Here is a 22,396-nt window from a genome sequence, read left to right as displayed (position 1 = left end):
AACGGAAAAACAGCTAATTAGCTAGCGCGACCTAATGGTCGTCCAACAAAGCATTCGTATTTCATTTTTAATAAAAAATCAGCGTAATCCATTATTTCCATTGAGGAAAAATGGTGGGTGATCACGGGCTCGAACCGTGGACCCGCTGATTAAGAGTCAGCTGCTCTACCAACTGAGCTAATCACCCATCCGGACCGCGTCGCCGCGGTGTGATTGGGCGTATAAAGAGCTTGTCCGGGATTGTCTAGTTCCGAAATCGAATTTCTTTGCAGAAATTCGAAAAAATTTGCGAACGCGCCGCTTACCCCCTGTTTTTCAAAGATAAAGCTCTCCCGATGCAACCTTGATCGCCGCGCCGCCGATCCGGGCGGTGGCGATCTCGCTCTTGTGGATATCGAGATGGAGATGGATGAAGGACGGCCGGCCCATCTCCACGCCCTGCTCGATCAGGATCGGATAATGCCCGTCGATCAGTTGGTCGAAATGATGGATCGCACCGGAAAGAGCCGCCGCCGCCGATCCCGTCGCCGGGTCTTCCATGATCCCGAGGCCGCAGGAGAACATGCGCGCATGGAACCGCGCCTGATGGTTGATGCCGCCGCGACAATAGACGTAAGCACTGGCCAGCACGCCATCGGCCATCGGCGCCAGTTGCTCCCAGGCCGCGGGATCGAAATCGATCGCCGACACGGCGGCAACGTCGTGCAGTGGCAGCATGACGAAGGGCACGCCCGCGCTCCAGAGCGACGGCACGTGATTCTCGAAACCGATCTGCGTGCTCTTGAGGCTCAGCGCATCAGCCAGCGCCTGCCGGTCGAAACGCGCGTCGAGACGTCTTGATTTGCGCGGCAGGTCGAATTCGGCAAAGGTGGCGCTGCCCGTCTTCAGCCGCACCGCGCAGCGCACCGGTCCGACATTCTCCTCCAGCACCTGCACGATGTCCCGGTCCTCGCCGTTACGAAGCTCGGCGAGCGCCACGGCCGCCCCCACGGTCGGATGACCGGCAAAGGGCAGTTCCCGCGTCGTCGTGAAAATCCTCAAGCGTGCGACATGGGATACATGCTCGGGCTTGAAGACGAACACTGTCTCCGAAAGATTGAATTCCGTGGCGATCACCTGCATGGCCCGGTCGTCCAGCCCTTCGGCATCGAAGACGACGGCCAGCGGATTTCCCTCAAGCTTCTGCGAAGTGAAGACATCGTAGATTGCATAGGGTCGAGCCACGAAACTCTCCTTTTTAAACGCGTCGGATGCAACGGAGCATAAGCGGAAGGTTGTCCGTCGTCATCCTTCGCGCACAAGAATCCAGTCGAGGATTTTGGGCATGAAGGACGGATAGTCGTATGCGGCCGGATCGGCCGTGCGGATCGCAACCGCCGCGTCGACCTCCGATTCGGTTTCGGAGGCGATATGCCGTTCGATCGCGGCAATCAGCGCGTCGGCGGTTGCGGCAAAGCGGTAAACCTTGAAAAGCGTTATGACACTCTTGTCATGCAGCGCGTGAAAACCGTCGTCGGTCGCGGCTGACGCGAGATCCAGACCGGTTTCCTCCCTGACCTCGCGGTGCATGTTGCCTTCGAGGTCGCAGCGCCCGTCGCGGATGTCCTGGTTGTCGAGCGAGCCGGCGGCGCAATAGACCCGTCCCGGATTGGCCGTATGCCGCGCCATGCGCACCGCGATGACGGCCCCGTCCGAAGACAGGATCACCGGCAGGCTGAAAAGATGCAGGGCGCGCTCGCCCGGCCACGTCTTGCGCCAGAGGAGAAAGGTGGCGTAGTCGATGATATGGGCTTCCCCCGATATCGCGCCGTCCTCGATGGTCACCGCCCGTTGCAACAGCATCTTGCCGTTGAAAAGCGCGGGGTTGCGGGTCACCTCCCGCTTCCAGTTCTCCGCCGCCCGCTCGTGTTCGGCAAGCTCGAAGGGATGCGGCTCCTCCAGCACGCGCAGATCGAGCGCCGTCACCGGAAAGATGTGGCCGGCCGCCGGCCATTTGTCGAAATTGCTGGCAAGCATCGTCAGATATCCATGGAAAGAACGACCGGGCAGTGGTCGGAGGCCTTCGGCCGATCCCAGCCGACGCGCGGATATCGCTCGACCTCCTGGCCCGCCGGAAAGATGGTGCGGAATGGCTGCCCGCCGCGGATGATCTCCGGCACGGCGGACGGATTGCGGGCAGCCAGCGCCGGCGACAGCCAGATATAGTCGAGCTGGCAGAGATGCCGCTCCTGCGGCCCGCGGCTGTGGAACAGCGTCCAGCGGTCGAGTTCCGGTCGCCGGCGCATGACGTTTTCGGCAAAACCGTCATGGCTGAAGGCATCGAGCGCGCTTTCCGCCTCCTGCGCCGGGCGGAAGGTATAGCCCGTGCGTCGGTCGCCGAGGATATCGACGCGCTCCTGATAGTCGTTCATATCGCCACAGATCGCAAAGCTCGCCTGCGCCACGCCCTCGGCACCGAAGCGGTCCTCGATGATGCGCCGCACGGCCAGCGCCTCGGCGCGACGCACCGGCATGGTCGCAATCCGCCCGTCGAGCCCGTCGCGCGCCGGGCCCATGGATTTGAAATGCACGACGAACAGCGTCAGCGGCCGTCCGCCGATGCGGAATTCAAGCTCGAGGCAGTCGCGCCGGAAGATGCGGTCTCCGGGAAGTTCGGTGCTCGCCAGCCCGTCGTTGAACAGGCCGAAATCGCTATAGGTAACGCCGGCATGGGATTTGACGTCGACGCATTCGATGCGCTGGCCGTCGCGGGTCTCCTCCCGCACCAGCACGGCGACATCAATGCCCCGCCGGTCATTGCCCTCGATCAGATATTTCTGCCGGTAGCCGTTGCCGACCATGCGGAACAGATAGCCGTATTCAAAGGCCTGCAGCGCCGCCATGTTGTCGGCTTCCTGCAGGCAGAGGATATCGGCATCGCAATCGGCGATCGCCAGCGCCGACATCTGGCGGGTATCGTCGGTATGGGCGATGGTGCGCGCCTCTTCCAGCCGTTGGTATTCCTCCTCGCTTCGCACCTCGAACAGCCTGAGCACACGGTCCTGCTTCAACTGGTTGCGATAGCCGGAAAAATCGAACCGGCTCATCAGGTTTTCGATGTTGAAGGTGGCAAGGCGAAGCGACATCGGGGCATCCATGGCGAATCCGGGCTGCCGCGACTGTAGCCATTCGGCGGCAAATGTCGAATAGCTGCAGTCGCGAAGGGACCATATTTGGGTGAATGGCCGTCTCCCGAATAAAGGCGCTTTCCCGCCCGTTTTCCCACCGGATAGAACGACATATGCCCGAGGGGCATGAGGGGAAAACCATGACGACATTCAAATTCCTGGGTCTTGCGGTCGCAATCACGTTGCTCGCAGGCGCCGCCCACGCCGAAAGTTTCGGGGCGATTTCGCTTTCGCCGGAGACCGGCGCCACCGGCTGGTCCTTCGATGCGCAGTCGCGCTGGCGGGCCGAGGATATCTCGCAGGGCAATTGCTACGATTACGCTTCCGATTGCCGCGTCGCCATCTGGTTCCGCAATGCCTGCGGCGCCGTCGCGCGCGGGCCGGACGGCTGGGGTGCCGATTGGGCGGAAACGCCGCGCCGCGCCCAGCGGGCAGCCATCGCCGCCTGCGCGCGCCATTCCGGCGGCTGCCGGGTCATCCGCTGGCAATGCTCCGGCGCGCAGTGACGATGGAAAGAGCGGCCTGTTTTAGCTCGCCTTAATCCCTTGAAAGTATAGTCCGCCGCGATTGCCGGGGACGTGGCAGCCTAGAGAGAGACTTCGGGGATAAGCATGAGCAGGAATACGGGTCTAGCCGCGCGGCTGCGCTACGAGTTCGACAAGAGCATGGCCGCCGGGCCGATCGCGCTGATCGGCTGGCTGGCGGTCATTTCGCTGATCGTCATCGTCATTGCCGGTGCCTTTCTCGCCATCACCCGCATCGCGCCCGAGGGCGGCGAGCCCGTGAGCTTCTTCGAAGGCGCCTGGGAATCGCTGATGCGCACCATGGATGCCGGCGCCATGGGCGGAGATATGGGCTGGGGGTTCCGCGGCGTGTCGCTGGTCGTCACCATCGCCGGGATCTTCGTCTTCTCGGCCTTGATCGGCGTGTTGAGCGCCGGCCTCGAAAACAAGCTCGAAGAGCTGCGCAAGGGCCGCTCGCTCGTGCTGGAAAAAGACCAGACCGTCATCCTCAACTGGTCGCCCTCGATCTTCGACGTCATCTCCGAGTTGGTCATCGCCAATGCCAGCCGCAAGAAGCCGCGCATCGTCATCATGGCCAACAAGGACAAGGTGGAGATGGAAGACGAGATCGCCGCCAAGGTGCCGGATCTTAAAAACACTCGCATCATCTGCCGCAGCGGCGATCCGACCGACCTTTACGATCTCTCGATCATCAACCCGCAGACCTCGCGCTCGATCATCGTTCTGTCTCCCGAAGGAGACGACCCGGATTCGCAGGTGATCAAGAGCGTGCTTGCCCTCGTCAACGATCCGGCCCGCCGGGAAAAGCCCTACCAGATCGCCGCCGAAATCCGCGACGGCAAGAATGCCGACGTCGCCCGCATCGTCGGCGGCAGCGAGCTGCAGCTGGTGCTGGCCGACGACCTCATTTCCCGCATCGTCGTGCATTCCAGCCGCCAGTCGGGCCTGAGCGCCGTCTATTCGGAACTGCTGGATTTCGACGGCTGCGAAATCTACACGCTCGAACAGCCGGACCTTGCCGGCAAATCCTTCGCCGCCGCCGTCATGGCCTATGAGGGCTGCACCCTGATCGGCGTCTGTGACACCTCTGGCAAGGTGCATCTCAACCCCGCCGCAAACCGCGTCTTTGCCGCCGGCGAGCGCGCTATTCTCATCGCCGAGGACGACGCCGCAGTCAAAACCGGCGACAGCAACCTCACCGTCGACAAGGACGCCATCCGCGCACCCGAGCCCCGCATCCAGAAACCGGAGCGCACCCTGATCCTCGGCTGGAACCGCCGTGGTCCGATCATCACCTTCGAACTGTCGCGTTATGTCGCTCCCGGCTCGCTGCTCACCATCGCCGCCGATACGCCGGAAATCGAGGCCGATATCGCCGCCTTGCGCGTTGCCAACGATCATATGGCCGTCGAATACAGCATCATCGACACCAGCAACCGCGCCGCGCTCGATGCGCTGGATATCCCGGCCTACGACCACGTGCTGGTGCTCGGCTACAGCGACCACATGGCGCCGCAACCGGCCGATACCCGAACCCTCGTCACTCTCTTGCAGCTACGCAAGATCGCCGAACAGGCGGGCCGGCACATCAGCGTCGTCAGCGAGATGACCGACGTGCGCAACCGCGAGCTTGCCGAAGTCACCCGCGCCGACGATTTCGTCGTCAGCAACAAGCTGGTCAGCCTGATGCTGGCCCAGGCCTCGGAAAACGAATCCATGGCCGCCATCTTCGACGACCTGCTCGACGAGGAGGGCTCGGAAATCTACATGCGGCCGGTCTCCGAATATGTCGCGATCGACAAGCCGGTGAATTTCTACACTATCGCCCTTTCGGCCTTGCGCCGAGGCGAAGTCGCCATCGGCTACCGCCGCCAGCGGCAGGACGATCCCGATCACCGCAATCTCGGCGGCGTGGTGGTCAACCCGCTGAAGTCGGAGGCGTTGAGCTATACGGCGGCGGATCGGGTGATCGTGCTGGCGCGCGATTGATAGCTGTGTGCGGGCGCCGATTCCGGCTTGAAGTAACCTCGCCCCCCCGGCTAGGCTCGAAGCAACCGCGGGGTACGTCTGCCCCTCACCCTAGCCCTCTCCCCGCACGCGGGGAGAGGAAATGACGGAGGTCGCCGCTTGTCCCTTCTCCCCGCGAGCGGGGAGAAGGTGGCCGACAGGTCGGATGAGGGGCAGCGTGCCCCAGCAGACCGCTCCCGGTTACATCGCCGCCACTATCTATCCCGAGGAAGACGCTTCATGCCCGACCGGATTTCCAACCGCCTTCTCTCGCGCACCGGCCAGCTTTCGGTCGAGATGACCACCTGGCCAAGCGTCACCGGCAGCGATGGCGAAGCGGCCTTTTCCGTCCGCCTGTTCGATCTCCTCGGCGCCCTCCCCGCCTTCCGCAACCATCCGGAAAACCTCGTCGGCTTCGACACCCATGGCGAACCCGCGCGTCAAAACGTGCTGGCACTGGTGCGCGGCAAGGGCCGCCGCTGTCTCGTGCTTGCCGGCCATTTCGATACCGTCTCCGTCGCCAATTACGGCACGCTGATCGATCTTGCCTGCGATCCCGAAGCCCTGACCGAAGCACTGATTGCAGAACTTTCCGCAAAACCCCGCAACCCTGTCGAAGACAAGGCGCTGACCGATCTCCTGAGCGGCAATTTCCTCGCCGGCCGCGGCCTGCTCGACATGAAGAGCGGCCTCGCCGCCGGCATCGCGGCTCTGGAACGCTTCGCCGAACGTGACGAGCGCCCCGGCAACCTGCTGTTCGTCGCCACGCCCGACGAGGAAAACCGCTCCCGCGGCATGCGAGCCCTGCGCGATCACCTCCCGGACATCGCCAGACAATTCGATCTCGATATCATCGGCGGCATCAATCTCGATGCCAGCGGCGATGACGGCGACGGCGAGCAGGGCCGCGCCGTCTATCTCGGTTCGGTCGGTAAATTCTCGCCCTTCGCTTTCGTCGCCGGACGACCGACCCACGCCGGCTATGCCTATGACGGCGTCAGCGCCCATCTGATTTCAGCCGAAATCATCCGCGCCATGGAGGCCAACAGCGCGCTCTGCGACGAGGCCCATGGCGAAATCTCGCCCGCGCCCGTCTGCCTGGAAGCCAAAGACGTGCGCCACGGCTACGAGGTCACCACGCCCGCCCATGTCTGGCTGTCCTTCAACTGGCTCACCCACCGCCGCGCCCCGACCGATATTCTGGAGGAATTCCGCGCGCTGGTCTCGAACGCGATGGACACGGCGCTACAGGCGCAGGCCGAAAACGCCCGCATCTTCTTCGAGCGCCAAGGCTCCGACCGGACAATCGATCTCCGGGGACAGGTGCTGACCTATGCCGATCTGCGCAGACACGCCGCAAAAACCGCCGACAGCCGGGCGCTTGCCCGCATCGAAGCGCTCGAAGCCTCGCTCTCCGCCAGCGACGAACCGCTCTCGGCCACCCGCGCCGTCGTCTCCGAAATGCTGACAGCCACAGGCCTCGAAGGCCCGCTCGTCGTCATCGGCTTCTCGACTCTGCATTATCCGCGCGTGCATGTCGATGACGCCGGAAACGCCGGCCGCGATTTCGCCCGCCGGCTGGAAACGGCAACCAGAACCATCGAAACCCGCCACGGCACGAGCATCCGCTTCAAGCAGTATTTCCAGGGCATTTCCGACATGAGCTTCTTCGGCCATCGGCCGCAAGCCGAGCAGGCGGGCACTCTGGCAGACAACACCCCCGTTCCCGCCTTCGTCGACCGCCCGCCGCAAACCGCCCTTGCCTACCCCGTCGTCAATATCGGCCCCTGGGGCCGCGACTATCACCAGAAATGGGAGCGGGTGCACATGCCCTATGCCTTCGAGGTCATGCCCGACCTGATCTACGAATGCGCGCTCGCTGTTTTCAACGACTGAAGCCTGACACAAGCATTGAAGTTTCGCATAAATTTTAAGCGCGAACAGTTGTGTCGCGAGTAAAATTGCCGCTCATGTCGAAGCGGGAAAACGAGGATGCATGCATGGGTGAAGACCAGTTTCCGGAAAACGGGTTCGACGCGGACTGGGACCAGGAGTTTGCCGACGAATTGCTCGGCAGCCTCGTCGTAATCGGGATTACGTATCAGGATGCAGGCGGCGGCACCGTCGATCAAAAACATTTTCACGGCTACGTGCGCTCGGTCGATCCGAACGAAGGCGTGACGATCAAACTCGAAGGAGACGATGCGGAAGAGGAATTGACATTGCCTCCGATCCTCGACGCATTCGAACCGGCGGAAGAAGGCACCTACACCAGCCCATCAGGCCAGGACGTCATCGATCCCGATTTCGTTGCGTATTTCACCGTCACCATGCCGACAAACTAGATGTTGTCGCGGGCGCGGTTTTGCGCGCCCCCCGGAAACGATGCGTTTCAAGCGCCGGCTCAAGGGCGTGACCGTACCTTGAGCCGGGCGCAACGGAGAAGCGTCAGGCCGCGATTTCGCTGCGGATCAGCTTGCCGAGGCGGGAAATGCCGGCCTCGATCATCTCGTCGTTGGCGCAGGAGAAGCTGATGCGGCAGGTGTTGGCGCCCGAGCCGTCGGCGAAGAACGCCTTGCCCGGAACGAAGGCCACCTTGGCCGTCTCTAGCGATTTCGCCAGCAATTCGGCACCGTCCATGCCCTTCGGCAGGGTCAGCCAGATGAACATGCCGCCTTCCGGCTTCGTCCAGCTCACGCCCTCCGGCATGTATTTTTCAAGCGCCGCCAGCATGCAATCCCGGCGATGGCTGTAGACGGCCTTGATCTTGTCGACCTGCTTGTCGAAGCCGCGCTCGGCCACGAGGCAGATCGCCATCTGGTTGATGGTCGAGGAATGCAGGTCGGCGGCCTGCTTCAGCAGCACCAGCTTGCGGATGACCGTCGCATTGGCGACGATGTAGCCGACACGCAGACCGGGCGCCAGCGTCTTGGAGAAGCTGCCGCAATAGATCGTGCGCGTCTTGTCGATGTCGCCGCCATTGCGCGCCAGTTCCATCGCCAGAATCGGCTGCACCGGCTCGCCGTCATAACGCAGCGACTGATAGGCGCCGTCCTCGATCACGGCGATATCCAGCTCTTCGGCAAGATCGAGCAGCTTTTCGCGGCCGGCGCGATCCACGGTCTCGCCCGTCGGGTTGGAGAAATCGGCGGAAAGATAGGCGAACTTCACCGCGCCGCCGGCTTCCGCCGCATTGGTGCGGTAGGTTTCCGGCGTGCGGTTGCCGCCCGGCGTCAGCTGGTCGTATTTCGGCTCATAGGCATTGAAGGCCTGCAGCGCGCCGAGATAGGTCGGCCACGTCACCAGCGCCGTATCGTTGGGCGAAAGGAACAGCTTGCCGAGATAATCCAGCCCCTGCTGCGAGCCGGAAACGATGAAGATGTTTTCCGGCCCGGCGGTGATGCCGATCTTGCCCATTTCGCCGGAAAGCCAGCGGCGCAGCGGCAGATAGCCTTCGCTGACGGAATATTGCAGCGCTGCGTTCACCGCCGGGCCGCTGAAAATCTCGGAATAGACGGACTGGAATTCTTCGGCCGGAAACAACGCAGGGTCAGGAATGCCGCCAGCAAAGGAGATGATGTCCGGCCGGTCTAGCAGCTTCAGCAGCTCGCGGATTTCCGAAGCGCGCATCCGCACGGAGCGCGTGGCGAAGATTTTTTCCCAATCCAGCATTGGAGGTTTCCTCAAGATTATGTTTTGGGAAACAAGACCACGCCGGACCATTTAAGTCAATGTTGCTGACCTAAATACAACCCCGCAAGTAGAGGCAAATTTTGACATCGCAGCATGGTCAGCGCCCCTCGCAAGGCACCTCAATCGCCCAAGGCAAAGCAACCCGCCAAACCAAGCCTCTTCAGGCTAGTCCTGCGAACGAAGCGTCGTTCAGGTCTCGCCGGCATCTTCCCCGGTATAGAGGCTCAAGATCACCAGCAAACAGATGGCGCAGAGTATTACAGCATCGAACCAGGCAAAATAATCCATAATGGCCGTCATCACGCGATCCTCCTGATTGCGGAACGAGATGCAGCTTCAGTCTGTTCCTGATACTTCCTTTTTTCAACTTAATTTCTTCAATAAAATCATCAATTTATACTGCACCGCAACAATTCCGCTCACAGAAAAACGCAACTGCGAACGACCCCGAAACGCAAAAAGCCGGGGACGAGCCCCGGCTTTCGCACATCGCCTCGAAGGACGATCGATCAGTTGCGGGCCTTGTCGACCAGCTTGTTCTTGCCGATCCACGGCATCATGCCGCGCAGCTTCGCGCCGACTTCTTCGATCTGGTGAGCGTCGTTGACGCGGCGGATACCCTTGAAGCGGGCAGCGCCCGAACGGTATTCCTGCATCCAGTCCGAAGTGAACTTGCCGGTCTGGATGTCCTTCAGGACACGCTTCATCTCGGCCTTGGTTTCGTCGGTGATGATGCGCGGACCGGTGACGTATTCGCCCCACTCGGCCGTGTTGGAGATCGAGTAGTTCATGTTGGCGATGCCGCCTTCATAGATCAGGTCGACGATCAGCTTCACTTCGTGCAGGCACTCGAAATAGGCCATTTCCGGGGCGTAGCCGCCTTCGACCAGGGTTTCGAAGCCGGCGCGGATCAGCTCGACCAGACCGCCGCAGAGAACGACCTGTTCGCCGAAGAGGTCGGTTTCGCACTCTTCCTTGAAGTTGGTCTCGATGATGCCCGAACGGCCGCCGCCGACGCCGCAGGCGTAGGAGAGAGCGAGGTCAAGCGCGTTGCCGGAAGCGTTCTTCTCGACGGCAACGAGGCAGGGAACGCCGCCGCCCTTCTGGTATTCGCCGCGAACCGTGTGGCCGGGGCCCTTCGGTGCGATCATGACGACGTCGAGGGTGTCCTTCGGCTCGATCAGGCCGAAGTGAACGTTGAGGCCGTGGGCGAAAGCGATGGCAGCACCGTCACGGATGTTGCCAGCGATTTCGCTCTTGTAGATGTCGGCCTGCAGTTCGTCCGGGGTCGCCATCATGATCAGGTCGCCCCACTTGGCGGCGTCGGCAACGGTCATGACCTTGAAGCCGTCGGCTTCGGCCTTCTTGATCGTGGCGGAACCGGCCTTGAGCGCGATCACGACGTTGTTGGCGCCCGAGTCCTTGAGGTTCAGCGCATGGGCGCGGCCCTGGGAGCCGTAGCCGACGATGACGACGTTCTTGGACTTGATGAGATTGAGATCGGCATCACGATCGTAATAAACGCGCATTGAATTGTTCCTTCCCGTTGCTTGTCTTCAATGGTTTCCGCAGCGCCTTCAGCCCGCTGCCGAAGCTTCACTCGTCCCGTAGAGCTTGAGAAAAGCGTCGATCGCCTTCTCCGCCCGCCGGTCGTAATTCTTTTCCTTGGCCGCGATCGGCTCGCCGAGCAGCATGCGCAAGTGCAGGTCCGATACCACCAGACCGTAAAGCGTGCCATAGGCTTCGTCGGCATCGTCGAAACGAATGAGCCGCGAACGCCGCGCGGCCTCCAGCAGCGCACCGGCGCGCCGACCGATCTGGCTGCGGCCGCGCTCCTGCAGCATATGGCCGAGCTTGGAACCCTCGCGGCTCGCCTGCCCGATCGCCAGCCGGTTCAGCGCCAGCGAGACATCGCCGGAGAGCACGTCGAGCAGGTCATGGGCAAAGGCGATGAGATGGTCGCGGAGCTTGGCGGCATCGAGCCGGCCCGCATGGGCCTCGAAGGTCCGGACCTTGCTCGCCTGGAAGCTGATCATCGCCGACAGCAGCCCGTCGCGATCGCCGAACCACTTGTAGAGGCTTTCCTTGGAGCAGTTGGCGGCGCGTGCCACGCCGGCCGTCGTCAGCGCCTTCTCACCGCCATCGACGAGCAAGCGCAGCGCGCTGTCCAGAACGGCGTTCTGGCGCGGCGAATAATCCGGCTTGCTGGTGTGGACGGCGATCTGCACGTTGGGCTCCTAAATCTGTACCGTACTGTACGGTACGCGGCTTATGCAGCAAAGCTTTCGAACCGTCAAGCGTGTTTGTGATGGAAAATCGCACAAAACGACCCCGAAATGGATACATCCCGCGCGGCCGGCGGGCCTTCCGTTTTGCCCACCATTTCATTACCTTCCCGGACAATTTCAGCCGCCGGAGCCCTTCATGTCCCCTCGCTTTTCCTTCGCTATCGCCGCGGCCTTGCTGGCATTTTCAATTCTCCCCGTGCAGGCCCAATCCGAAGGCGAGGTCTATAGCCGCATCGAAGAGCTGCACGGCAATGCCGAAGCCTTCGCCGGCCCCTTTACCGCCCTGACGGAAGCCATGGGCGAAGGCGATGCCGAAACCATCGCCGACCTCGCCGAATACCCGCTGCAGGTCAACGCCAACGGCGAGACCTACGACATCCAGAACGCGCAGGATTTCATCGACAATTTCGATTCGCTGGTCATGGCGGAAACCCGCAGGGCCGTCGCCCGCCAGCGCTACGACACGCTCTTCGTCAACAGCGACGGCGTGATGCTGGCCGATGGCGCGGTCTGGATGGGCGCGATCTGCGACGACGACGATTGCGCGATTTCCCATTGGGCGATCACCGCCATCAACAATTGACCGTCGCCCCCACCGCAGGAAGATCAAGCCATGAAACGCCTCCTCGCCGTCACCTTGCTCGCCGGCCTCGCCGCGACCCCGCTCGTCGGCCTCGCCGCCACCCCGCTCGCAGCCGCCGAAAACCGCTGCGGCTGGCTACAGAACCCGACGCCCGGCAACTGGTGGCTCGACGACGCCGACGCGAGCTGGACCCTGATGACCCAGGGCGGCGGCTATGAGCCGGAAGGCATGGATATCATTCCGGATATTTCCGAAGGCGATTACGCCCGCACCAACGGCAATTACGGCTATGCCTGCGCCTGCATGTCGGTCGAGACCGATGCGGACGAGGAGCGCATCAACCGCATCCTTTCCTTCCGGCAGCTGCCGCTGTCGAAATGCGAAAACGACCCCAATCTCGACCCGCCACAATAAAGAAGGGGAGAAACCCATGCGCAAGATCGGCCTCATTGGCGGAATGAGCTTCGAAAGCTCGCTTGTCTATTACAAGCTGATCAACGAGATGGTGCGTGAGCGCCTGGGCGCGCTGCATTCGGCCGAACTGCTTCTGCATTCCGTCGATTTCCAGACCATCGTCGATATGCAGAAGACCGGCCGCTGGGACGATGCCGGCGCGCATCTCGCCGGGGTCGCGCGCGGCCTCGAATCCGCCGGCGCCGCCTGCACGCTGATCTGCACCAACACCATGCACATCGTCGCCGACGCCGTTGAGGCCGCAACCGCGATCCCGCTCATCAACATCATCGACGAAACCGCCGCCGCCATCCGCGGGGCCGGCCTGAAACGGCCTCTGCTGCTCGCCACCCGCTACACGATGGAGCACGGTTTCTACACCGACCGTATGGCGACCCACGGCCTCGACGTCGTCGTGCCGGAAGCCGACGACCGCACCCTCGTCCACGACATCATCTTCAACGAACTCTGCGCCGGCAAGGTGCTGGACAGCTCCCGCGACGCGCTGTTCGGCGTCATCGAGCGGGCGACGGCGCGCGGCGCCGATGGCATCATTCTCGGCTGCACGGAAATCTGCCTGATCCTCGACCCGGAACACCTGCCGCTGCCGGGCTTCGATTCGACCCGCATCCACGCCGAAGCCGCGGTGAACTTCGCCCTTGGGGTCGATGCCGAAGGCAAGAGCTAAAGTCGCGCCGCCCTACCCCTCCGCCTCATCATACGCCTTGCGCGCATCCCTGATCTGCGCGTGATTGTCGGTGGACCACGTCACAAGCTGCAGCACGACCGCCAGAAACGACCGCCCGAGATCCGTCAGCGCATATTCCACACTCGGCGGCTGCGTCGGAAACACCGTGCGCGTCAAAAAACCATCGCGCTGCAGGTCGCGCAACGTCTGGGTCAGCATGCGCTGCGAGATGTCGGGGATCATCCGCCGCAAGGCCGAAAAGCGCACCGGCCCATCGGCAAGCCCCTGAATGATCAGCGTATTCCACTTTCCGCCGATATTGTCGAGCACATCGCGCACCGGGCAGTTGGACATGGTGTAGGCGACGCCGCAGATTACCATCACCTTTTCGGCGGCGGATGTCTTGGTGATCTGGTTCATGGTCTCCACCTCTTGCCCCAGCTGAGTCGGCGCCAATTGGAGGTTACGCCGACGTAACTATGGCATGAAAAACTGCCGTCTTTACAGCGACGGGCGCTTCGCGAATAAGATATGGTCTCAAAAAGGAACCATATCTCAAATCGGAACTTTCAGCAAGAAAGGCACCGGTTTCGAGACAGCCAGGGAATGAAGCCATGTCCGAAACACTTCTCGTCACCGGCGCCGCCGGCCACCTCGGCCGCCTCGTGCTCGATGCGCTGCTTGCCTCCAACAAGGTCGCGCCGGCCGATATCATCGCGACCTCGCGCGATCCCGCAAAGCTCGCCGCCTATGCGGACAAGGGCGTTCAGACCCGCCGCGCCGATTTCGACGATCCGGCCTCGCTCGCCACGGCCTTTGCCGGCGCAGACCGCATCCTGGTGGTTTCCACCGATGCGCTCGATACCCCCGGCAAGCGCCAGATTCAGCATACGGCCGCGATCAACGCCGCCAAGGCGGCCGGCGCGAAACACATCCTCTACACCTCGATGCCGAACCCGGAACACTCGGCCGTGACCTTCGCGCCGGAGCATCTGGGCAGCGAAAACGCCGTCAAGGCGACCGGCATCCCCTACACGATCCTGCGCAACGGCTGGTACATGGAAAACCTGTTCATGGGCCTGCCGCACGCCTTTGCCGGCGGCAAGTGGTACAGCGCCTCCGGTGACGGCAAGATCGCCCATATCGCCCGCGCCGACATGGCGGCCGCCATCGCCAACGCCATGCTTTCCGCCTCTAGCGAAAGCCGGACCTACACCCTGACCGGCCCTGTGGCCCGCACGACGGCGGAAATCGCCGAGATCGCAGCAAAGGCCGTCGGCAAACCGCTGGAGGTCGTGACGGTGACCGACGACCAACTGGCCGCAGGCCTTGCCGGCGCCGGCCTTCCCCCGGTCCTGATCCCGGTCATCGTCTCCTTCGACACCAACACCCGCGAAGGCAAGATCGCCATGGTCACGGACGATGCCGCCACCCTCGCCGGCAAACCGCTGACGACGCTCGAATCCTTCCTCGAAGCCAACAAGGCAGCCTTCGCAGGCTGATATTCGAGGCCGCCGCGGTCGGCTTTCCCTTCTCCCCAGCGGGGAGAAGGTGGCCGGAGCATCCCAAAAAAGACCGTGACCTCTTAAACAGCCTGCCCGCAAGCCCGACGGAACCGCCGAACCGTTTCCGCCATACCGTATTGCAGCGCATCCGCCGTCAGCCCGTGGCCGATGGAGACCTCCTCCAGCATCGGCACATGCCGGGCCAGAAGCGGCAGATTATCAACCGTCAGGTCGTGCCCCGCATTGACCCCAAGCCCAAGCTCATGGGCGATCGCAGCCGTCCGGCCAAGTTCGACAGCGATCGCCTGCGCCTTGTCCGCATCGTCGAAACAGCCGCCATAGGGGCCGGTATAAAGCTCGATCCGGTCGGCGCCGGCCTGCTTGGCGATGGTCAGCGCCTCTCTGTCCGGCGTTCCGTCCGCAAACATGGAAACGCGCAAGCCGCTCTTCTTCAGCCGCGCCGTCACCTCGGCGAGAAGATCGGCATGGGCGCGAAAATCCCAGCCGTGATCCGATGTCGCCTGCGACGGATCGTCCGGCACCAGCGTCACCTGTTCCGGCTGATGACGCTCCACCAGTTCCAGGAATTCGGCGTTCGGATAACCTTCCATATTGAATTCCGCATCCGGGAATTCGTCGTCGATCAGATTGCGAATCGGTGCGAGGTCGGAAAAGCGGATATGGCGCTGATCGGGCCGCGGATGCACCGTCAGCCCGCTTGCGCCCGCTTCGAGCGCGATGCGCCCGAGCCCGGTCACGGAAGGCCAGGGCAGATCCCGGCGGTTGCGAAGCATTGCGACGGCATTCAGGTTGACGGAGAGTTTCGCAGCCATTTCAGCACTTTCGAACAGTTTGCGAGGGTAGTCGCCTGTTCTATCGCGTCTCTCCCCGCCCCGCAATCGATGGAAAAACGCCGCCTCTATTTCACATCCAATGAAAATTTAATGGAAGGGGTCCTGACAAGCCAAATAATTTCCGATTTAATACCAATCCACTGCCAGTCGCTCCCTGCAGCGCGCGGATGATCCCACGTTAGGACCGAAACAAACCGATGAACCGTTTTGCTCGTCATATCGAGCCCCGATTTGCGAGATGTCGCCGCCTGCGGAGCGCCCGATGAGCGCTACGGCACGCGACGCGCACCGCCCGGCAGCGGCTGTCCTGCTGTCCGCCCTACAGCGCGTTCTCGCGAGCAACACGTTCTCCCGCTCGGAGCGGCTGCGCGCCTTCCTGAGCTATGTCGTCGAAACGGAACTGGAAAACGGCGGCGCCCAGCTGAAGGGCTACACCATCGCCATCGACGTCTTCGGCCGCCCCGCCGCCTTCGACGCCGACGGCGACCCGCTGGTGCGCGTCCATGCCGGCAAGCTGCGCAAGCTGCTCGATGCCTATTACGAGACCGAGGGCGCGGACGAGGAATGGCGCATCGTCATTCCCAAGGGCAGCTACGTCCCCGAATACCACCGGCGCCAACCTGCCGCGCCCGTCGAAACCCCCGCGGCCGAAGAGCCCGAAAACACGGCCGCTTCCTCCAAGGCCGGCAAACCCCACGCCGCTCCGCGCCGCATGGCGATCCGCCCGCGCCGTTCCTGGCTGCCCGCGCCGATCTCCTCGCACTTCGCCCTGCTTTCGGTTCTGCCGCTGCTGATCGTCGCGCCGCTCGCGACACCGGCCATGAGCATCAATTCCGGCCTCGGCCCATCCCAGGCCGCAAGCGGTCTGCAGCTTGAGCGGACGCAGGACCTGCCGCAGGTGACGGTCTCCGGCCAGTGGCCGCGCCGCAGCCTGCCGGCCCGGTTTGCCGATACCGTTCGCACCGCCGCATCGCATTTCCGGACGGTGTCGACCCGCGGCACCCGCCTGCGCAGCACGCAGCTTTCCTTCACCATCACGGTTGCCGACGACGAAGAGACAAACGGCGTCAAGATCAGCGTCGTCAACGACCTGACCGCCGACAGCGTCTTCACCACGGTCATCGAGAGCGAGCGGCTTGAGGACGAGAGCGATCTCCTGTTCGAAAGCGTGTCGCTCGCAAACCGCGTCCTGACGCTCGACGGTGCGATCTACCGCTACGCCCGCGCCCAGGGCCTCGAAAGCCCGCTGATGAGCTGCATGGCGCTGACCGAAACCTACCGGCGCGAACAGACCAAGGATGCCTTCCACAGCGCGCGCAAGTGCCAGGACGGACTTCCCATCGATCGCCGCAACACGCTGCAGTTCATCGTCAGCGCCGGCGCGCTGCCAGGCAGCCTCGAACGCTGATCCGCCCGCCGGCAGCGGTTTTTCTCCCTAATATTACTAATTGTTTACCTTCCCGCTTCGCGTGTAACCATAAATGCGGGAAGTGAAGAAGCCTGATTGCTCGTCAGGTCGGTGCAATGGTCTCTCGTCGCCATCTCCGATGGCATGCAAAGCCAAGAAGAGCAGGCTTCCGACGGATTGGGGCGGAGCACATATGCAGGAAGAAATGAAACTGGAGACCTTCGCGCCACGCGCGCAAGGTGCATATCTGCCGCAGCTGCCGCTGCCCGGCAATATCCCGGAAAATCAGGTCGCCATCGCCGACATGGCCGATGCCTTCGGCGTCACTCACCGCACCCTGCATTTCTACGAGGAAAAGGGCCTTCTGACTGCAAATCGCATGGGACCCATGCGCGTCTACGGCCTTGAAGACATCCGCCGCATGGCCGTCATCAATGCCTGCCGCGAGATCGACATGCCGATCGTCGCCATCCAGGAACTGATGGCCGCCCTGGTCGCCGCCACCTCCCAGGAGCAAGCCGCGCAAACCTTCCGCGATGCCATGCATGCCCACAAGCGCGAACTCGCCGCCCAGCAATCGATCCTGCGCCGGCAGATGCAGCGCGTCAGCGAACTGCTCGAATCGGCGGAAGACGGTGCTGCCGAGCGCCAACAGGTCAAGCCGATCCACCTCTCGCCCATCGAACTCAAATGCGTGGCCTTCATGGCCGAAGGCTACCCGGCCACCCGCATCGCCGCATTGATGAACATGGACTTGACGGCGGTGCTGACGCTCGAATCCGACATCATCCGCAAATTCAACGGCCACAACCGCTTTCAGGCGGTCGCAAAGGCCGTGCTGATGGGGTTTGTTTCGGCAGACTAAAGCATTTCCAGCAAAAGTGCGAAGCGGTTTTGCGTCCGGAAATGCGCCGAAATACGCTAACGCACGATCGTCAGCGTTTCCGCAGCCCGCGTGATCGCGGTGTAAAGCCAGCGCTCCCGCGTATCGCGAAACGCCCAGCTCTCGTCGAACAGCACGACATTGTTCCACTGCGAGCCCTGCGCCTTGTGCACCGTCAGCGCATAACCGTAATCGAACTCGTCGTAACGCTTGCGCGTCGACCACGGAATTTCGCCCTCGACGTCCTCGAAGGCCTGCTTCAACAGCTTGATCTTCGCCGCGCCGCGATCCATGTCGTCGTCTTCGGGGCGGATCAGCAGGTTGATGCCCGGCTTCACCGTTTCCTTGGACGAGGTCATCACCTGCCAGAGCGAGCCGTTGAGCAGCCCCTTGGCGGGATCGTTGCGCAGGCACACCAGTTTGTCGCCGGATTGCGGATAGTCGGTGGTGAAACCCTTCAGCTCCCGAAGCCGCATATTGTAGCGCCGCCGGGTGCGATTGGTGCCGACCAGCACCTGATCGGCCCCGAGCACCAGTTCCTGCGTCACCTCGTTCTTGGAGATGACCCGCGCCGCGCCATAATCGCCAGGAGCGATCTCCCGGCCCTCGCGCACCTGCATGGCAAGCTTGATGATCGGATTGTCGCGCGCCTGCCGGTGAATGTCGGTCAGCAGGAAATCCGGCTCGTCATTGGTGAAATAACCGCCGCCCGAAACCGGCGGCAACTGTCCGGGATCGCCGAGCACCAGGATCGGCGTGCCGAAACTCATGAGGTCCCGCCCCAGCGCCTCGTCCACCATCGAGCATTCATCGACGATGATCAGCGCCGCCTTGGCGACCGGAGACTGCCGGTTGATCGCAAACATCGGCGCGATCGAGGTCTTGCCGGTCTCCTCGTCGGAAACCTCCTCCTCGCCACGCGGCCGGTAGATCAGCGAATGGATGGTCTTGGCATTGCTCGCGCCCTTGGAGCGCAGCACCTGCGCCGCCTTGCCGGTGAAGGCGGCAAACAACACGTCGCCATCGACATGCTCGGCAAAATGCCGCGCCAGCGTCGTCTTGCCGGTGCCAGCATAGCCGAACAGCCGGAAGAGTGGCTTGCGCCCTTCCTTCAGCCACGCCGAGACGGCTTTCAGCGCTTCATCCTGTTGCGGTGCAAATTCCATCGCCCGAAGTGGCAGGATTCGGGGCGAGGATGCAAGCCCTGCGCCGTTCACGACCTGTCAGGCAATCGACAGCTCTGCCTGCTATCGTCTTCCAATCCCGCCACGGATCGCCCCATGTCCCGATATCTTGCCTGCGCCGCATATCCGTCTTGGAAATCTCACGCGATCCGGCTATCTCCCCGGCAAAGGACATCGCGCCCGTGACGAGACCGGAATTTTCCCAACTTCTCCCCGAAACCTCCGACGAGGAAACCCCGACCGACATCGGTGCGGCGGAAGACGCACAGGAAAAGACGCCGCTCAAAACCGGCCTCGGCCGTTTTCACCCCAGCCTTCAATGGCTGCTGCTGACCGTCCTCTCCGTCATCCTCGCCACCCTTCTCGAACTCACCGGCATCCCCGCCGCTCTGCTGATGGGGCCGATGATCGCCGCCGCCATCTGCGGCATCAACGGCGCGTCGATCCGCCTGCCCCGCCCGCTCTATTACTGCGCACAAGCCCTGATCGGCACGATGATCGCCGAAGCCATCACCCCCGGCATCCTCACCAGCCTCATCGCCAATGCCCCGCTGTTCCTCGCCGTCATCGCCTGCGTCATCGGCATGAGCACCTTTTCCGGCTATGCCATCAGCCGCCTTGGCATCCTGCCGGGCACGACGGCGATCTGGGGCTCGTCGGCCGGCGCCGCCACCACGATGATGGTCATGGCCGATGCCTATGGCGCCGACACCCGCCTCGTCGCCTTCATGCAATATCTGCGCGTCGTCTTCGTCGCTGCCGCAGCCTCCCTCGTCGCCCGCTATTGGGCCGGCATCGACGGCACACCGCCCCCGATTCCATGGTTCGCGCCGATCCACCCGGTCGCCTTTGCCGAAACACTGGCGCTCGCCGCCATCGCCGCCTTCCTCGGCAAGACGCTGCGCATCCCCGCCGGCATCTTCCTGTTTCCGTTCCTGATCGGCGCGGCGCTCAGCATGGCCGGCCTCATCACTATCGAGATCCCCGAATGGCTGCTGGCGATCAGCTACGGCCTGCTCGGCTGGAACATCGGCCTCGGCTTCACCCGGCCGATCATCGCCCACGCCCGCCGCGCGCTGATCCCGACCGTCCTCTCCATCCTCGTCCTGATCGGCTTTTCCGGCCTGCTCGCCTTCATCCTGACGCGCACGGTCGGCATCGATCCGCTGACGGCCTATCTCGCCACCAGCCCCGGCGGCATGGATTCGATCGCGATCATCGCCGCCTCCAGCAATGTCGATATCGCCTTCGTCATGTCGCTGCAAACGGCGCGCCTGCTGATGATCATGGCCATCGGCCCGAGCCTCGCCCGCTTCGTCGCGGCAAAGACGGGCGCAAAACCCCTGATATGAAAAACATTGCGGGAAAGCGGGAATAAAACCCGTGCCTTATCGGTCCTAAGCTGCGTGCCGCAGGAAGCGGCGAAACACGAGCTAGGACGATCCCATGAAAACCATTCTGTCTCTCGCCGCCGGCTTCACGCTCCTTGCGGCCCTGCCCGCCTTTGCCGCCCCGCCGATGCAGACCGTCAAGACCGACAAGGGCGACGTGATCGCCGCCGCAAACGGCATGACGCTCTACACCTTCAAGAAGGATGAAAGCGGCAAGTCCAATTGCTATGATGACTGCGCCAAGAACTGGCCGCCTTACCTTGCCGACGCCTCGGCCGCACCGGAAGGCGATTACACGCTGGTCGAGCGCGAGGACGGCAGCAAGCAATGGGCATTGAAGGGCATGCCGCTCTATTTCTGGGTCAAGGACAAGAAGCAGGGCGACGCCACCGGCGACGGCGTGAAGAGCGTCTGGGATGCCGCGCGCCCCTGATGGCCGCGAACCGACAGCGGAAAGAACGGCCATGAAGACCGAGCCCTTCGAGGAACAGGTGCTTTCGCTGCTCCCGCTCTTGCGCCGCTATTCGCGCAGCCTCGCCCGCTCGGATGCCGATGGCGAGGACCTGCTGCAGGATTGCGTCGAGAAAGTGCTTGTCCGCCGCGCCCAGTGGCGCGGCGGCAGCCTGCGCTCCTGGGCCTTCACGATCATGACCAATCTCTACCGCGACGGCTATCGCCGGCAAAAGCTACATCCACCCGTCGAGCTGACCGACGAAACCGCCCCGCAGGATAGCGCGACCGAACCCGGCGATCCGCTTGAAAAACAACGGCTCAATCAGGCGGTCAACGCGCTCTCGCCGGATTACCGCACCGTGCTGATGCTGGTCGTCGTCGAAGGCTACAGCTATCAGGAGGTCGCCGATACGCTCGGCGTCCCGATCGGCACCGTCATGTCGCGCCTGTCGCGCGCCCGCCGGCAGATGGCGGAACATCTGTCGCGCAGCAATATCGTCCCCCTGCGGAGACCGAAATGAACACGGAAAACAACACGGTCACCGAAAACGACCTGCACGCTTATATCGACGGCTTCCTCGATGAGAAACGCCACGCGGATGTCGAGGCCTGGCTTGCCGAAAACCCGGACGCTGCCGACGAAGTCCGCCAATGGAGGAACCACGCGGAAGGCCTGCGCACGCTGTTTGCCGCCTACGCCCACGCGGAAGATGATGACCGCGATCTCATCGCCACGTCGGCGAAAAACGCCCGCTTCCTGCCGCGCTGGCTTCCCGCCGCTGCCGCGGGCCTCGCGCTTTTCATCGCCGGCGCCGCCACCGGCATCTTTGGCCAGCAGTTGCTCGCCCGCCCGCCGCTGCAGCAGACGGCCTTTGCTCTTACCGATCTGCCGGCCCAGGCCAAATCCGCCTTCCTCATCTACACGAGCGAAGTCCGCCATCCGGTGGAAGTCGGCGCCGATCAGGAGGCGCATCTGGTCTCCTGGCTGGGCAAACGGCTGGATTACAAGCTGCGCGCGCCCGATCTCAAGGCGCAAGGCTTCCATTTGATCGGCGGCCGCCTGCTGCCGGTCAGCGGCAAGGCCGGCGCGATGCTGATGTACGAGGACGACAGCGGCAAGCGCCTGACGGTGCTCATCGGCCGCAATCCCGACAATGCCGAGACCAGCTTCCGCTTCGCCAGCGCCGGCAGTCTCGAAACCTTCTACTGGATCGACGGCGAGATCGGCTACGCCGTCACCGGCGAGATCACCCGCCAAAACCTGCAGGAGATCGCCGAGGAATGCTACCGGCAGTTCGAAAGCTGATGCGGTTCT

The 22,396-nt window shown here is 62.9% G+C and carries 23 protein-coding genes and 1 tRNA gene; 14 read left to right on the top strand and 10 right to left on the bottom strand.

Translation table 11 applies throughout. The annotated features are described in order from the left end of the window. Window positions 1–111 precede the first annotated feature (111 nt). From ASC86_RS20030 to ASC86_RS20015, 4 genes are all read right to left on the bottom strand, one after another. Window positions 112–187, bottom strand: a tRNA-Lys gene (locus ASC86_RS20030). A gap of 128 nt (window positions 188–315) precedes the next feature. Further along, complete coding sequence (locus ASC86_RS20025; RefSeq protein WP_056325343.1) at window positions 316–1,224, bottom strand: PhzF family phenazine biosynthesis protein; 909 nt, start codon at window positions 1,222–1,224, stop codon at window positions 316–318. Window positions 1,225–1,284: 60 nt separating this feature from the next. Further along, entirely contained in the window at window positions 1,285–2,022 is a 738-nt protein-coding gene (locus ASC86_RS20020; RefSeq protein WP_156387131.1) for an NUDIX hydrolase, read from the bottom strand. Further along, a complete protein-coding gene (locus tag ASC86_RS20015) occupies window positions 2,019–3,125 on the bottom strand; it encodes an endonuclease/exonuclease/phosphatase family protein (RefSeq protein ID WP_056325916.1) in 1,107 nt (368 codons plus the stop codon). The genes ASC86_RS20020 and ASC86_RS20015 overlap by 4 nt, the downstream gene beginning before the upstream one ends. A gap of 182 nt (window positions 3,126–3,307) precedes the next feature. On the opposite strand from ASC86_RS20015, the gene ASC86_RS20010 reads away from it, so the two are divergent. The 4 genes from ASC86_RS20010 to ASC86_RS19995 all read left to right on the top strand — a co-directional run bounded on the left by ASC86_RS20010 (window position 3,308) and on the right by ASC86_RS19995 (window position 8,043). Continuing rightward, a complete protein-coding gene (locus tag ASC86_RS20010) occupies window positions 3,308–3,673 on the top strand; it encodes a DUF4189 domain-containing protein (RefSeq protein WP_056325339.1) in 366 nt (121 codons plus the stop codon). A gap of 105 nt (window positions 3,674–3,778) precedes the next feature. Beyond that, window positions 3,779–5,680: a hypothetical protein gene (locus ASC86_RS20005; protein WP_056325336.1), complete on the top strand. Its 1,902-nt coding sequence runs from the start codon at window positions 3,779–3,781 to the stop codon at window positions 5,678–5,680. Between the two features lie 258 nt (window positions 5,681–5,938). Further along, window positions 5,939–7,594: a M20/M25/M40 family metallo-hydrolase gene (locus tag ASC86_RS20000; protein WP_082510333.1), complete on the top strand. Its 1,656-nt coding sequence runs from the start codon at window positions 5,939–5,941 to the stop codon at window positions 7,592–7,594. Window positions 7,595–7,698: 104 nt separating this feature from the next. Further along, window positions 7,699–8,043 (top strand): hypothetical protein, encoded by a 345-nt coding sequence (locus ASC86_RS19995; RefSeq protein ID WP_056325332.1) that lies wholly within the window; start codon window positions 7,699–7,701, stop codon window positions 8,041–8,043. A 103-nt stretch (window positions 8,044–8,146) separates the two neighbouring features. Here ASC86_RS19995 and ASC86_RS19990 read toward each other — a convergent pair whose 3' ends face one another. From ASC86_RS19990 to ASC86_RS19980, 3 genes are all read right to left on the bottom strand, one after another. Beyond that, window positions 8,147–9,370, bottom strand: a complete 1,224-nt coding sequence (locus tag ASC86_RS19990; RefSeq protein WP_056325329.1) for a PLP-dependent aminotransferase family protein — start codon at window positions 9,368–9,370, stop codon at window positions 8,147–8,149. 530 nt (window positions 9,371–9,900) lie between these two features. Next, window positions 9,901–10,920, bottom strand: a complete 1,020-nt coding sequence (gene ilvC / locus ASC86_RS19985; RefSeq protein ID WP_056325326.1) for a ketol-acid reductoisomerase — start codon at window positions 10,918–10,920, stop codon at window positions 9,901–9,903. Between the two features lie 48 nt (window positions 10,921–10,968). Next, complete coding sequence (locus ASC86_RS19980) at window positions 10,969–11,619, bottom strand: TetR/AcrR family transcriptional regulator C-terminal domain-containing protein (protein WP_056325323.1); 651 nt, start codon at window positions 11,617–11,619, stop codon at window positions 10,969–10,971. Window positions 11,620–11,815: 196 nt separating this feature from the next. Here ASC86_RS19980 and ASC86_RS19975 point away from each other — a divergent pair, with 196 nt between their 5' ends. From ASC86_RS19975 to ASC86_RS19965, 3 genes are read left to right on the top strand one after another with little or no spacing between them, the layout of a single operon-like run. Further along, window positions 11,816–12,262, top strand: a complete 447-nt coding sequence (locus ASC86_RS19975; RefSeq protein WP_056325319.1) for a hypothetical protein — start codon at window positions 11,816–11,818, stop codon at window positions 12,260–12,262. A 30-nt stretch (window positions 12,263–12,292) separates the two neighbouring features. After that, window positions 12,293–12,676: a DUF4087 domain-containing protein gene (locus tag ASC86_RS19970; protein ID WP_056325316.1), complete on the top strand. Its 384-nt coding sequence runs from the start codon at window positions 12,293–12,295 to the stop codon at window positions 12,674–12,676. A 16-nt stretch (window positions 12,677–12,692) separates the two neighbouring features. Beyond that, complete coding sequence (locus ASC86_RS19965) at window positions 12,693–13,403, top strand: aspartate/glutamate racemase family protein (RefSeq protein ID WP_056325313.1); 711 nt, start codon at window positions 12,693–12,695, stop codon at window positions 13,401–13,403. A gap of 12 nt (window positions 13,404–13,415) precedes the next feature. On the opposite strand, the gene ASC86_RS19960 is transcribed toward ASC86_RS19965, so the two are convergent. Continuing rightward, window positions 13,416–13,823, bottom strand: a complete 408-nt coding sequence (locus tag ASC86_RS19960; protein WP_056325310.1) for a helix-turn-helix domain-containing protein — start codon at window positions 13,821–13,823, stop codon at window positions 13,416–13,418. 194 nt (window positions 13,824–14,017) lie between these two features. On the opposite strand from ASC86_RS19960, the gene ASC86_RS19955 reads away from it, so the two are divergent. Then, window positions 14,018–14,905 carry an NmrA family NAD(P)-binding protein gene (locus tag ASC86_RS19955; protein WP_056325307.1) on the top strand — a complete coding sequence of 296 codons (888 nt, stop codon included), beginning with the start codon at window positions 14,018–14,020 and terminating at the stop codon, window positions 14,903–14,905. A gap of 83 nt (window positions 14,906–14,988) precedes the next feature. Here ASC86_RS19955 and ASC86_RS19950 read toward each other — a convergent pair whose 3' ends face one another. Further along, entirely contained in the window at window positions 14,989–15,741 is a 753-nt protein-coding gene (locus tag ASC86_RS19950; RefSeq protein WP_056325305.1) for a pyridoxine 5'-phosphate synthase, read from the bottom strand. Between the two features lie 283 nt (window positions 15,742–16,024). Between ASC86_RS19950 and ASC86_RS19945 the strand changes: the two genes are divergently transcribed. Continuing rightward, window positions 16,025–17,170 carry a hypothetical protein gene (locus ASC86_RS19945; RefSeq protein ID WP_056325302.1) on the top strand — a complete coding sequence of 382 codons (1,146 nt, stop codon included), beginning with the start codon at window positions 16,025–16,027 and terminating at the stop codon, window positions 17,168–17,170. A gap of 193 nt (window positions 17,171–17,363) precedes the next feature. Next, complete coding sequence (locus ASC86_RS19940) at window positions 17,364–18,035, top strand: MerR family transcriptional regulator (RefSeq protein ID WP_056325299.1); 672 nt, start codon at window positions 17,364–17,366, stop codon at window positions 18,033–18,035. A gap of 56 nt (window positions 18,036–18,091) precedes the next feature. Here ASC86_RS19940 and ASC86_RS19935 read toward each other — a convergent pair whose 3' ends face one another. After that, window positions 18,092–19,219, bottom strand: a complete 1,128-nt coding sequence (locus ASC86_RS19935; protein ID WP_056325297.1) for an ATP-dependent RecD-like DNA helicase — start codon at window positions 19,217–19,219, stop codon at window positions 18,092–18,094. Window positions 19,220–19,560: 341 nt separating this feature from the next. On the opposite strand from ASC86_RS19935, the gene ASC86_RS19930 reads away from it, so the two are divergent. From ASC86_RS19930 to ASC86_RS19915, 4 genes are all read left to right on the top strand, one after another. After that, complete coding sequence (locus tag ASC86_RS19930) at window positions 19,561–20,589, top strand: AbrB family transcriptional regulator (protein ID WP_244477662.1); 1,029 nt, start codon at window positions 19,561–19,563, stop codon at window positions 20,587–20,589. 94 nt (window positions 20,590–20,683) lie between these two features. Next, entirely contained in the window at window positions 20,684–21,061 is a 378-nt protein-coding gene (locus tag ASC86_RS19925; RefSeq protein ID WP_056325294.1) for a hypothetical protein, read from the top strand. 31 nt (window positions 21,062–21,092) lie between these two features. Continuing rightward, complete coding sequence (locus ASC86_RS19920; RefSeq protein WP_244477656.1) at window positions 21,093–21,602, top strand: RNA polymerase sigma factor; 510 nt, start codon at window positions 21,093–21,095, stop codon at window positions 21,600–21,602. Then, window positions 21,599–22,387 carry an anti-sigma factor gene (locus tag ASC86_RS19915; protein WP_056325290.1) on the top strand — a complete coding sequence of 263 codons (789 nt, stop codon included), beginning with the start codon at window positions 21,599–21,601 and terminating at the stop codon, window positions 22,385–22,387. Before ASC86_RS19920 ends, ASC86_RS19915 begins: the two co-directional genes overlap by 4 nt. The last annotated feature ends 9 nt before the right edge of the window (window positions 22,388–22,396 follow it).

This window comes from Rhizobium sp. Root1212, from assembly GCF_001424985.1.
GTDB lineage: Bacteria > Pseudomonadota > Alphaproteobacteria > Rhizobiales > Rhizobiaceae > Pararhizobium.
This window is presented reverse-complemented; position numbering and strand designations above follow the sequence as displayed.